Genomic DNA, 12,763 nt, shown 5'->3' with positions numbered 1-12,763 from the left:
TAAACATTAAGGCAAATGTAGTAAAAAAAACAAAATACATGCACTTAATCGTTAAAAATTACATTTTATCGATATCTGTTAGATATTCAAAAGAAAAAAGCAGCTATAAAAATAGCTGCTTTTTTCTTTTGAATTTAAACTAAGTCGTGCTTTTACTAATTAAGCATCAATATTAGCATAAACTGCATTCTTTTCAATAAATTCTCTACGAGGTGGCACTTCGTCACCCATTAACATTGAGAAAATACGATCTGCCTCAACTCCATTATCAATTTGTATTTGACGTAATGTTCTAAACTCTGGATTCATTGTGGTATCCCAAAGTTGAACTGCATTCATCTCTCCAAGACCTTTATAGCGTTGAATTTTTGCGCCATCTCCATATTGCGCCATTAATGCCAAACGCTCATCATCATTCCATGCATATTCTTTTTTTGCACCTTTTTTAACTAAAAACAATGGTGGTGTTGCGATATAAATATGTCCATTTTCAATTAATTCTTTCATATATCTAAAAAAGAAGGTTAAAATTAGAGTTTCAATGTGACTTCCATCAATATCGGCATCACACATAATCACAATTTTATGATATCTTAATTTTGACAAGTTAAGCGCTTTACTATCCTCTTCAGTACCTATAGTAACACCTAAAGCAGTGAATATGTTTTTGATTTCTTCGTTTTCAAAAACTTTATGAGTCATTGCTTTCTCTACATTAAGAATTTTTCCTCTTAATGGTAAAATCGCTTGAAATGCTCTATCGCGCCCCATCTTTGCTGTTCCACCAGCCGAATCTCCCTCAACAAGGTAAATTTCACATTTTTCAGGATCTTGCTCTGAGCAATCACTTAATTTTCCTGGCAAGCCACCAATACTCATAACGGTTTTACGCTGAACCATGTCACGAGCTTTTTGAGCAGCATGACGTGCTTGAGCAGCAAGTATTACTTTTTGAACAATGGTTTTAGCATCGTCTGGATTCTCTTCTAAATAATCAGTTAACATTTCAGATACAGCTTGACTTACTGATGCAGACACTTCTCTGTTACCTAATTTTGTTTTTGTTTGACCTTCAAATTGAGGCTCTTGAACTTTTACAGAAATAATTGCAGTAAGTCCTTCACGGAAATCATCACCAGCAATATCAAATTTCAGTTTATCAAGCATCCCAGAACTATCCGCATATTTTTTCAAAGTATGTGTTAATCCTCTTCTAAATCCTGATAAGTGCGTACCTCCTTCATGAGTATTAATATTATTTACATAAGAATGAAGGTTTTCAGCATAAGATGTATTATAAATCATAGCAACTTCAACAGGCACTCCATTTTTTTCACCTTCAAAAGCGATTACATCTTTCATTAAAGGATCTCGAGTTGCATCAAGAAATTGGATAAATTCTTTAAGACCTTCAGTAGAATGGAATGTTTCACCTTCAAACTCACCATCTTCTTTTTTGTGTCTTCTATCTATTAAATGAATCGTAATTCCTTTATTTAAATATGCTAATTCACGTAAACGACTAGCTAAAGTATCATAATTATACTCCAAAGTTTGCGTGAAAATTGTAGAATCTGGTCTAAAAGTAACTGTTGTACCTCTTTTATCCGTTTCACCTACTTGCTTAACAGGATACATGGCTTTTCCACGCTCATATTCTTGCTCGTAAACTTTACCTTCTCTAAAAACAGTAGCTTTAAGATGTTCTGATAATGCATTCACGCAACTTACACCAACACCGTGTAATCCACCTGATACTTTATAAGAGTCTTTATCAAACTTACCACCTGCTCCAATTTTAGTCATTACAACTTCAAGCGCAGATACACCTTCTTTTTTGTGAAGATCTACAGGAATACCACGACCATCATCTTCTGTAGTTATCGAATTATCTTCATTTATTATCACTGTAATATTATCACAATGACCAGCTAATGCTTCATCTATAGAGTTATCTACAACTTCATATACTAAATGGTGCAAGCCACGAGTACCAACATCTCCAATATACATGGAAGGACGCATACGTACATGCTCCATACCTTCTAATGCCTGAATGCTATCTGCTGAATAGTTATGCTTATTAAATTCTTCTTTCTGATCGCTCATAAATTTTAATTCATTTTGATTTATATGTCGCATAAAAAAAGATGCCGTTTAGCATCCTTTTGAATACAAACAAATATAAGAAATTGAGTGCTTTTTTTTAAATATTTTATAAATTGAAAGTAATAATTGTCAACATTTGTTAATTACTTAAAACGTTCTTAAATCGAACAAAAAGCAGCTTAAAATTGATTTTTGTGATTTTTAACATCTTAGGAAACGTGCAAAAATCACAAAACCTCATAGAGGCGAGATTTTGTGATTGAATTTTTATTATTTATAAGCAATACTTACATCAATTTAGTACGCTTCATCATGAACATTTGCAATTGCTCTTCCTGAAGGGTCATTCATGTTTTTAAATGCTTCATCCCATTCTAGAGCTATTTTAGTGCTACACGCTACACTTGGTTCTTGTGGCACACTCAAAGCTGCTGTATCACTAGGAAAGTGATCTTCAAAAATTGTTCGGTAGTAATATTCTTCTTTGTTTATTGGTGTTTGTATTGGGTAACGGAATTTGGCACTTGCCATTTGCTCATCTGTCACTTCTGTTTCAACCAATTCTTTTAAGGTATCAATCCAGCTATAACCTACACCATCACTAAATTGTTCTTTTTGTCTCCATGCTACACTTTCAGGAATCATATCTTCAAATGCTTTACGAACAACCCATTTTTCCATACGCTCTCCGTTAATCATTTTATCTTTTGGATTAATACGCATTGCTACATCCATAAATTCTTTATCTAAAAATGGTACTCGTCCTTCAATTCCCCATGCTGCCAAACTTTTATTTGCTCTTAAACAATCGTACATGTGTAACTTATCTAGTTTACGGACAGTTTCTTCATGAAATTCTTTTGCATTAGGCGCTTTGTGAAAATACAAATAGCCGCCAAAGATTTCATCGGCACCTTCTCCAGACAATACCATTTTAATACCCATAGATTTTATCACTCTTGCCATCAAATACATAGGTGTTGAAGAACGTATTGTCGTTATATCATAAGTTTCTATATTATAAATGACATCTCTAATAGCATCTAAACCTTCTTGAATTGTAAATTTTATTTCGTGATGTACAGTACCAATATGATCGGCAACTTTTTTTGCTGCTTTCAAATCTGGAGACCCTTCTAAACCTACAGCGAATGAATGCAATTGTGGATACCAGGCATCCTTTTCATCATCAGATTCAATACGCTTTTGTGAATATTTTTTTGCAATTGCAGATACAACTGAAGAATCTAAACCACCAGACAACAAAACTCCATAAGGCACGTCACTCATTAATTGCCTGTGAACTGCAGCTTCAAGCGCTTCTTTAACTTCAGTTATGCTTGTTTCATTATCCTTAACAGCATCATAATCTGTCCAATCACGATTATACCATTGTACAAATTCTCCATCTTTACTACTCATATAATGTCCTGGAGGAAACAATTCAATCTTTGTACAAACGCCTTCCAAAGCTTTTAATTCTGAAGCTACATAAAAAGTTCCATTTTGATCCCAACCAATATATAATGGAATAATTCCCATATGATCACGAGCAATGAAATATTCATCGTTTTCAGCATCATAAATAGCAAATCCAAAAATACCGTTTAGTTCATCTACAAAATCGACACCTTTTTCTTTATATAAAGCTAAAATCACTTCGCAATCGCTTTCAGTTTGAAATTGATACGACGGAAATTGCTTTCTCAGTTCGCGATGGTTATAAATCTCACCATTAGCAGCTAAAACAAGTTGCTTATCATTACTCAATAAAGGCTGCTTTCCTGAAGCAGGATCTACAATTGCCAATCGCTCATGAGTCATTATAACTTTGTCATCGCTATAAATCCCACTCCAATCTGGTCCACGATGACGTATTCGTTTAGCCATTTCTAGCAATTGAGGTCTTAATTCCTCTGATTTCTGTTTTATATCAAACGCACAAACAATTCCGCACATAACTAAATTTCATTTTTGTTTATTAATAGGATACAAATATGAATTATAACTTCATAAACTGAAACATAAAGTGTAATTTTACTTACAATTTGAAACTAAAAACACTATTTTAATACAAAAAATAATTCTTAGACCAAAAAACAGATTCTTAACTTTGTGATTTGAAAGTAGAAATAAACATATGAAACTAGTAAAATTATTCATTCTATTATTTAGCATTAGTATAGGCGCACAACCCATTTGGCAACCAGCGCCAAACATTTACTCCAATCCAAATGGCCAACGTTTTGATGATGTGTTTTTTTTAAACGAAAATTTAGGTTGGGCAGCAAATGGCTACTATGCAAGAGTTTACAAGACTACAGATGGTGGTTTAAATTGGACTGAGCAACTCAATGAAAATGATATTACAGGAAATTATTATTTCAGAAATATTGAATTTTTAAATGAAGATATTGGCTTTATTGGCACTTTAAATGGTACGTTTTTTAAAACCATTGATGGAGGCGTAAACTGGACAGAAGTCACAAACATCAGCCCAAACCCTAACGCAATTTGCGGAATAGATGCTGTAGGTAATTCAACAATTTATGCATGTGGCGCTTATTTTACTCCTGCTCACATCATAAAATCTGTAGATAGTGGTGACACTTGGACATTTATTGACATGTCTAGTTATGCAAATGCCTTAGTTGAAGTTTTATTCTTAGATGAAAACATAGGATTTGCAGCTGGCAGAGATTCTAATGGTGGAATTATTTTAAAAACTATTGATGGAGGATCGACATGGACAGAAATTTACAATACCAATGTAAATGGCGAATATGTTTGGAAATTACAAACTCTTGTTGGCAACAATAGTATAATGTTTGGCGCTATTTCTTCTGTTGCCCCAAATAATGGAAAATTAATTAAATCTGTTGATGCTGGTGTGAATTGGCTGGATTTCGAATCTGTTGAAACTGAAATTCAAGCTGTTGGATTTATCACTGAAAATCATGGGTGGATGGGTGGACATACCACAGGTTTTCAAGAAACATTAGATGGTGGTGTAACATGGAACGACCTAAATATTGGTAATAATTTAAATCGCATTTTTATCATCAACTCTACTACAGCTTATGCGTCTGGAACAACGGTTTACAAATTCACTGAAGACACTTTAGGTGTTGAAGATTTAGGACAGATTGACAATCAACATTTAGACATAAAAATTCAAACAAACCCAGTGGAAACAAATTTAGAATTCACAATCAATTTTCCAAGCGATGATAATATTTTAATAGAATTGTATGACATAAACGGCAAATACATCAAACAATTATCACGTGATATTATTTTACAACCCATACTCAAAGGCTACAATTTTAATGTTTCAAATTTAACCTCTGGCGCTTATTTTATAGATTTCCATAACAATTCAGGACGATCTCATCTAAAGTTCATAAAAAAATAACGCTTCTTGTAAACTTTAACATCAAAGTCCGACATTTAATATAATATTAAGACCAAAAGGTTCTAATTTTAAAAAATATCAATAAATACTTAAAACTAATTATGAAAACATCAACATTTATTTCAACAATTACCATGGCATTTTTAATGTTAATCTCATTTAATGCTAATGCTCAAAAATTTCCAGATTTAGATAAAAGCCCAATGGATGCAGCATCGTTTCCTACAAATTATAAAGACTCTGAAAAAGTTATTAAAATAGTATATAGTAGACCTAATCTTAAAGATCGTGAAGTAGAAAAATTAGTAAAAAAAGATGACATTTGGAGAGTTGGTGCAAATGAAGCTGCTGAATTAACCTTATATAAAGATTTAATGTTTGGAGATACTGTTGTAACAGCTGGAACATATACATTTTACATAAAGTCGAACGGAAATGAATGGACTGCAATTATTAGTAAAGATTTAAATGTTTGGGGAAGTTACTTTTATAAACAAGATAATGATGTTGCTCGATTTACAACCAAAAAAACGGAATCAAAAGAGATTATAGAAGCGTTCTCTATAGTATTTGAAGAATCTAAAGGTGCCATTAACATGCATTTAGGTTGGGGAAATTCGAGAGCTACATTTCCTTTTAATCTAATAAAATAAAATTAACGATTTAAAAAAAGCGCTGTAGTTCAGCGCTTTTTTTGTTTATGGTATATTCAAATATTTATGGGTTTGTAATGAGACTTTCCATTTAGGGTTTTTCATCACATAATCAACAATTTGTGGCACTACTTTATCGCGCTTGCTCCATTCAGGTTGTAGATATAAAATACAATCTTTATTAACTTTTTCAGCTTGTTCTTCAGCGAATCTAAAATCGTCTTTATTATAGATAATACACTTGAGTTCATGTGCTTTTTCGCAAACTTCTTTTGTAGGCAATTTCATCTTTTTGGGAGACAAACAAATCCAATCCCAAGTTCCAGATAATTTATAAGCACCAGACGTTTCTATATGCGTTTGTACTCCTTTCGCTTTTAATTGTGAAGTTAACGGATTTAAGTCCCACATTAAAGGCTCTCCTCCTGTAACCACAATAGTATTACTATATTTTACAGCATTTTCTACAATTTTTTCAGCTTCTGTTGGTGGATGTAATTCAGCTAACCAACTTTCTTTAACATCACACCAATGACAACCTACATCACAACCACCAATTCTCACAAAATAAGCAGCTGTTCCTTTATGAAAACCCTCACCTTGAATTGTATAGAATTCTTCCATTAGTGGCAATAATAAGCCTTTATCAATCTGTTCTTGTCGTTCCCTTCTTGTCATAGCATGCAAAGATACTTCAAAAGTTATAAGTTAAAAGCAATTAGGCATAAGTTTTACTTTGTAGATATAACACTAATTCTGTTTCATTATTTTATGGATTACAAAATAACTTTTCGATGTAAAATACAGCGATATGTTTTTCATTTTAGTTCATTTTAAACTTGACTAAAATTACACTATTTTTATACAAATTTTGAATCATGAGTAGAGCGGACGATTTTTTAAAAGAAATCACAGACGGAAACACGAACAAAGGTGAATATATCACTTTAGGGTCTGCAATGTTAGATGGAGAAACACTAGCAAATGCATTTGTCAATGTGCCTTTAAAAACCATGAATAGACATGGCTTAATTGCAGGTGCAACTGGCACAGGAAAAACAAAAACTTTACAAGTTTTAGCTGAAAATTTAAGTGAAAAAGGTGTTCCTGTATTGCTGATGGATATCAAAGGAGATTTAAGTGGGTTGGCACAACCAAGTCCTGGACATCCAAAAATTGATGAGCGTCACGAAAAAATAGGTTTACCTTTTGATGCAAAGGCTTTTCCAGTTGAAGTTATGTCATTGTCTGAACAAGATGGTGTACGTTTACGAGCAACTGTTAGTGAATTTGGTCCTGTTTTGTTATCTCGAATTTTAGACCTTTCTGATGCTCAATCTGGTGTAGTCGCTGTGATTTTCAAATATTGTGATGATAATAAACTACCTCTTTTAGACCTCAAAGATTTCAAAAAGATATTACAGTATACTACTCAAGAAGGGAAGGTTGAATTTACGGAAGCTTATGGAAGAATTTCTACAGCTTCAACGGGAGCAATTTTGAGAAAAATTGTTGAATTAGAACAGCAAGGTGCTAATTTATTCTTTGGTGAAACATCCTTTGAAGTTGATGATTTATTACGTGTTAATGACGAAGGAAAAGGGTATATTAATATTATTAGATTAACCGATATACAAGACAGACCAAAGTTGTTTTCTACATTTATGTTGAGTCTTTTGGCTGAAATATATTCTACATTTCCAGAGCAAGGCGATAGTGGTCGTCCAGAATTAATTATGTTTATTGATGAAGCACATTTAATTTTCAATGAAGCCTCAAAAGCTTTATTAAATCAAATTGAAAGTATCGTTAAACTCATTCGAAGTAAAGGCGTTGGTTTATATTTTGTAACTCAAAACCCAACAGATGTTCCTGAAGCAGTTTTAGGCCAACTAGGTCTTAAAGTGCAGCATGCACTAAGAGCATTTACAGCAAAGGACAGAAAAGCAATCAAGTTAACAGCTCAAAATTATCCTGACACTAAATTTTACGATACTGCAGATGTATTAACCTCTTTAGGAATTGGAGAAGCACTCGTTTCTGCTTTAAATGAAAAAGGTAAACCGACACCATTAGCAGCAACAATGATGCGAGCTCCCATGAGCAGAATGGATGTATTAACTGAAAGCGAATTAGCTGCTCTTTTAGGAAAATCTAAACTAGCTAAAAAATACAATACTGATGTCGACAGAGAAAGTGCTTATGAACTACTCAATAAAAAAATTGAGATTGCTGAAGCTGAAGAAGCCAAAGAAAAAGCTCGCAAAGAAAAAGAAGATCTTAAGAAGGCAGAAACAAAACAACGAACAAGACGAGCGAGCACTAGACAAAACCCAATTATTAAAGTTTTAACAAGTCCAACTGTTATTAGAAGTGTTCTTGGTATCTTGACAAAATTATTAAAATAATAACACCCTATTTTTAAAATATATGAACAAATCCCTAGTTTCAGTATTACTAATTGCTATACTTATCGTTAGTTGTGCTAAAGAAAAGAAACAAGACCCATTTCAAGTTGGCAAACACCATATAGGTTTGCTCACTGATTCCACTCAAGTTAAAGATTTAGATTTAGCTTTCCCTATAGACTCTATTGTAAAAAATATTATGGGAGATGAGTTTACAGGAGACATCAATGACATAGAAATTTATGATACCACAACAGGCAAGCAACTGCTTACTCTAACTCCAACTCAATCCTTAGATTCAACTGCGCATATAAAAAGCATCCAAATTACAGATTCACGATATAAAACAGGTAAAAACATATCGACACTAAGCACATTTGCCGATATAAAAAACAACTATAAAATTTCCGGAATATCAACTCTAATTAATTCAATTGTAATTTCTGTAAATGAAATTAATGCTTCATTTACAATTGACAAAAAAGAACTGCCAGCCAATTTACAATTCAATATGGATTTAAAAATTGAAGCTGTACAAATACCAGATAATGCAAAAATTAAATATTTCATGTTATATTGGTAGCTGAACTACAGTCTTTGACTAACTGTAATTCAGAAAAATAATGAAAATAATGAAAAAATACACTGTACAACATTCCCCATTTATTGTACCTACTACTGATGGAAAAGTAATTAAAGAGCATTTTGGTCTTGCTACAAATGGCAATTCCGATATAAGCATTGCTCATATGATTGCGCCACCAGGTTGGAGTGAACCCTTTCAAACTCCCGAATTTGACGAATACACCTTTATTTTAAAAGGAAAAAAACAATTTATTATTGAAGGAGAAACCGTCATCTTATCGGAAGGAGAATCTATCAAAATAGAAAAAAACACCAAAGTTCAATACTCAAATCCATTTCAAGACGTTTGCGAATATATTGCTATATGTAAACCCGCTTTTTCAATGGAATTAGTTAATAGAGATGAGTAAATGAAACATATAATAGCAAAACTAATTGGTATTATTATCAATTTTATAAGCCTGTTTTCTCCTAGAACAGCTGGAAAAATGGCAATTAGATTATTTTCTTCACCAAAACGAAAAAGATTAAAAGAGGTAGAAAAAGACTTTTTAGAAACAGCGTTTATTGAAGATTTGAAATACAACGACATAAGAATAATGACTTACCGTTGGTTAGGAAAAAGAGACACCATTCTATTAGCACATGGCTGGGAAAGTAATTCTTTTAGATGGAAAGAATTAATTGTAAAACTTCGAGCATTAGATTACAATATCATTGCACTTGATGCTCCTGCTCATGGCAGATCAAGTGGAAAACGGTTTAATGCTGTGATTTATTCGGAATGTATTAATGTGGTAGCAAAGAAATTTAATGCAAAAATTATTATTGGACATTCGGTTGGCGGAATGGCAACAACGTTTTTTCAGCATAAATATCAATTGCCTACTATTGAAAAACTAATATTACTTGGATCGCCTTCAAATTTTGTATCTGTTTTTAGTAGATATGTTAATATGATGGGTTATAATATGCGAACATCAAAATCTATGGATGTAATTATTCAAGAGCGATTTAACAACAAACCCGAACACTTTAATGCTGCTAAGTTTTCTGAATCCATAACAGCCAAAGGGCTTTTAATTCATGACAAATTTGATGCTATAATTCCTTATAGTGATGCTGAAGATTTTAGAAATTTCTACAAAAACGCTAAATTAATAACTACTGAAGGGTTTGGTCATGGGCTAAAATCTGAAACTATTGATGATCATATTTTGGCATTTGTAAGTAATTAGATTGTTGTATTTTTGAATATGTCAGAACAATTAAAAAGAATCAATAAATACCTTAGCGAAGCTGGATATTGCTCACGACGTGAAGCAGATAAATTAATTGATGCTAAACGTGTAACTATTAACGGAGTCGTTCCTGAAATGGGAACAAAAGTCGCTATTAGCGATGAAGTACATGTAGATGGAAAATTAATTAAAAACACTAAAGAAGCATTTGTTTACCTAGCTTTCAACAAGCCTATTGGCATTGTTTGCACAACAGATACTAGAGTAGAAAAAGATAATATAATTGACTTTATTAATTATCCTAAGCGCATCTTTCCTATTGGACGATTAGACAAACCAAGTGAAGGTTTGATTCTCTTAACTGATGATGGAGATATCGTAAATAAAATTCTTCGCGCTAGTAATAATCACGAAAAAGAATACATAGTAACCGTAGACAAACCTATTTCTCAAACCTTCATAACACGTATGTCTGGAGGAATTTATATTGATGATTTAAAAAAGACCACTAAGAAATGTGAAGTTGAAAAACTGAGCAAGTTTTCATTCAGAATTGTATTGACACAAGGATTAAACAGGCAAATTAGACGCATGTGCGATTATTTAAACTACGAAGTACAAACTTTAAAACGTGTCAGAATCATGAACATTGCTTTAGACACTCCTGTTGGAGAATATCGTGAACTCACCCAAGATGAATTTAAAGAACTGAGTGCTTTACTTGAGAATTCTCAAAAGAATTATCAAGCAAAGTCAACTAGAACATAAAACCAATTGCTTTTAAAGCTAAAAGACATATCAAACTCTAAACAAAGTGTACTAATTATCGCTTTAATCATAGTAATTGCTATTACTTTTGAAACCTTTCAGCAACTGTATTACATTAAAAGGTTTCAGATAGCAGATGATATCACATTTTTTGATATTCTAAAAACACAATCTTATCGTTGGCTAATTTGGTTGATCTTTTCATTCATTTTAATCAAGTTTGTAAAAGCACAAACTACACGAAAAAAAACAACGCTTGGTCTTTTTAAACTTATCGGAATAATTTTTAGTCTGATATTCATAAATATGATTACCATTTCCTTGATACAAATGATGCTTTCAAATAATGAGTTTTCAATAACTGAATTGTTTTCAGAATATATTCCATTTTTCACTTATCAAAAAGCACCAATTTATACACTTGGCTACATCGCCATAAGTTTGATTCTATATTTATATTTTGAAAATGAAAAGCTTCAAATTGAAGTACAGCAACTTTCAGAATTAAAACTAACAAACAGTAAACTGTATCAGAAATTACGGTCTCAAGTTGATGAAAAATCAACCGTATTAAATATTAAAATCGGAAATAAACGTAAAATTATTCCTGTAGATCAAATTAGTTGGATTGAAGCAGACGATTATTGCGTGAAAGTTCATACGATCACAAACAAAACTTATACAATGCGAAGTTCTCTTAAAGCCTTAGAAGAAAAACTCAACACCAACTTTCTACGTGTCCACAGAAAAGCCATTGTAAACATGGATTTGGCAACAGAATTACATCTTGCAAATACTCCAAACCTTATTCTTCAAAATGAAACTGAAGTTCCTGTATCTAAAAGTAACCTAAAAACTGTTAAAGACTTTTTAAATAGTATTTAGATTTTCTTAACGCTCTTTACTGCAAATAAAACACCGCTCTCTGCAATAACTTAGCAGAACTCCCTTTTTTTTGTTTGATTTGAATTCAACCAAAAACGAACAGTTATGAAAACGACATTTATTATTTGCTTCACTTTATGCGCTTCAATTTGTTTTGGACAATATGATTATGAGGTTTCGAAAACAAACCCATTCGGACTTCCAAATCCGAAAGCACCTGAACAAATCACAGACTATAAAGCTATGATAGGTTTATGCAATTGCAAATCTACAACCCGAAAACAAGATGGCACTTGGAATGCTTCAGAAGACATCACTTGGGAATGGAAATATATTATGAATGGCACTGCTGTTCAAGATCAAACTTTAAAGCCTGATGGTTCGCATTCAGGAAGTATAAGACAATTCATTAAAGATAGTAGCAAATGGTATGTGCATTGGTTTTCTGCTAAAACACCTTCAACAAAATTTCCCATTTGGGAAGGCAATAAAATAGACGACAAAATAATATTGTACAAGGAGCAAAAAGCACCAAATGGAACAGACGGCTACTTCAGGCTAACGTTTTATGACATGAGCAAATCTGGTTATAAATGGATTGGCGAATGGGTAGATTTAACTGAAACCATTGTCTATCCAACTTGGAAAATCGACTGCACAAGGTAAATGGTTATATATACTTTTAAAGGTATCAATCAG

At 32.5% G+C, this 12,763-nt stretch carries 12 protein-coding genes; 9 read left to right on the top strand and 3 right to left on the bottom strand.

The annotated features are described in order from the left end of the window. Nucleotides 1-159: 159 nt before the first annotated feature. Together gyrB and asnB are read right to left on the bottom strand one after the other, a co-directional pair. Nucleotides 160-2,109 (bottom strand): DNA topoisomerase (ATP-hydrolyzing) subunit B, encoded by a 1,950-nt coding sequence (gene gyrB / locus MUN68_RS02740; protein ID WP_249995193.1) that lies wholly within the window; start codon nucleotides 2,107-2,109, stop codon nucleotides 160-162. A gap of 297 nt (nucleotides 2,110-2,406) precedes the next feature. Beyond that, nucleotides 2,407-4,068: an asparagine synthase B gene (gene asnB, locus MUN68_RS02735; RefSeq protein WP_249994820.1), complete on the bottom strand. Its 1,662-nt coding sequence runs from the start codon at nucleotides 4,066-4,068 to the stop codon at nucleotides 2,407-2,409. A 181-nt stretch (nucleotides 4,069-4,249) separates the two neighbouring features. Between asnB and MUN68_RS02730 the strand changes: the two genes are divergently transcribed. Together MUN68_RS02730 and MUN68_RS02725 are read left to right on the top strand one after the other, a co-directional pair. Beyond that, complete coding sequence (locus tag MUN68_RS02730; protein ID WP_249994821.1) at nucleotides 4,250-5,524, top strand: YCF48-related protein; 1,275 nt, start codon at nucleotides 4,250-4,252, stop codon at nucleotides 5,522-5,524. A 101-nt stretch (nucleotides 5,525-5,625) separates the two neighbouring features. Further along, a complete protein-coding gene (locus MUN68_RS02725; protein ID WP_249994822.1) occupies nucleotides 5,626-6,177 on the top strand; it encodes a DUF2911 domain-containing protein in 552 nt (183 codons plus the stop codon). A 45-nt stretch (nucleotides 6,178-6,222) separates the two neighbouring features. On the opposite strand, the gene MUN68_RS02720 is transcribed toward MUN68_RS02725, so the two are convergent. Continuing rightward, nucleotides 6,223-6,855 carry a 7-carboxy-7-deazaguanine synthase QueE gene (locus tag MUN68_RS02720; RefSeq protein ID WP_249994823.1) on the bottom strand — a complete coding sequence of 211 codons (633 nt, stop codon included), beginning with the start codon at nucleotides 6,853-6,855 and terminating at the stop codon, nucleotides 6,223-6,225. A 200-nt stretch (nucleotides 6,856-7,055) separates the two neighbouring features. Between MUN68_RS02720 and MUN68_RS02715 the strand changes: the two genes are divergently transcribed. The 7 genes from MUN68_RS02715 to MUN68_RS02685 all read left to right on the top strand — a co-directional run bounded on the left by MUN68_RS02715 (nucleotide 7,056) and on the right by MUN68_RS02685 (nucleotide 12,730). Further along, entirely contained in the window at nucleotides 7,056-8,585 is a 1,530-nt protein-coding gene (locus MUN68_RS02715) for a helicase HerA-like domain-containing protein (RefSeq protein ID WP_249994824.1), read from the top strand. A gap of 22 nt (nucleotides 8,586-8,607) precedes the next feature. Further along, nucleotides 8,608-9,168, top strand: coding sequence for a hypothetical protein (locus tag MUN68_RS02710; RefSeq protein ID WP_249994825.1), 561 nt, complete (start codon nucleotides 8,608-8,610; stop codon nucleotides 9,166-9,168). Nucleotides 9,169-9,217: 49 nt separating this feature from the next. Beyond that, complete coding sequence (locus MUN68_RS02705; RefSeq protein WP_249994827.1) at nucleotides 9,218-9,580, top strand: cupin domain-containing protein; 363 nt, start codon at nucleotides 9,218-9,220, stop codon at nucleotides 9,578-9,580. Next, complete coding sequence (locus tag MUN68_RS02700) at nucleotides 9,581-10,408, top strand: alpha/beta hydrolase (RefSeq protein ID WP_249994828.1); 828 nt, start codon at nucleotides 9,581-9,583, stop codon at nucleotides 10,406-10,408. It abuts the gene before it with no gap. 18 nt (nucleotides 10,409-10,426) lie between these two features. After that, entirely contained in the window at nucleotides 10,427-11,179 is a 753-nt protein-coding gene (gene rluF / locus MUN68_RS02695; protein ID WP_249994829.1) for a 23S rRNA pseudouridine(2604) synthase RluF, read from the top strand. A 6-nt stretch (nucleotides 11,180-11,185) separates the two neighbouring features. Continuing rightward, on the top strand, nucleotides 11,186-12,064 hold the full coding sequence (locus MUN68_RS02690; protein ID WP_249994830.1) for a LytR/AlgR family response regulator transcription factor: 879 nt from the start codon (nucleotides 11,186-11,188) through the stop codon (nucleotides 12,062-12,064). Nucleotides 12,065-12,169: 105 nt separating this feature from the next. Beyond that, nucleotides 12,170-12,730 carry a hypothetical protein gene (locus MUN68_RS02685; protein WP_249994831.1) on the top strand — a complete coding sequence of 187 codons (561 nt, stop codon included), beginning with the start codon at nucleotides 12,170-12,172 and terminating at the stop codon, nucleotides 12,728-12,730. The last annotated feature ends 33 nt before the right edge of the window (nucleotides 12,731-12,763 follow it).

The sequence above is a fragment of the Psychroserpens ponticola genome, from assembly GCF_023556315.2.
Classification (GTDB): Bacteria; Bacteroidota; Bacteroidia; order Flavobacteriales; family Flavobacteriaceae; genus Psychroserpens; species Psychroserpens ponticola.
Note: the sequence above shows the minus strand (reverse complement) of the source record. Positions and strands in the feature narration are given on the sequence as shown.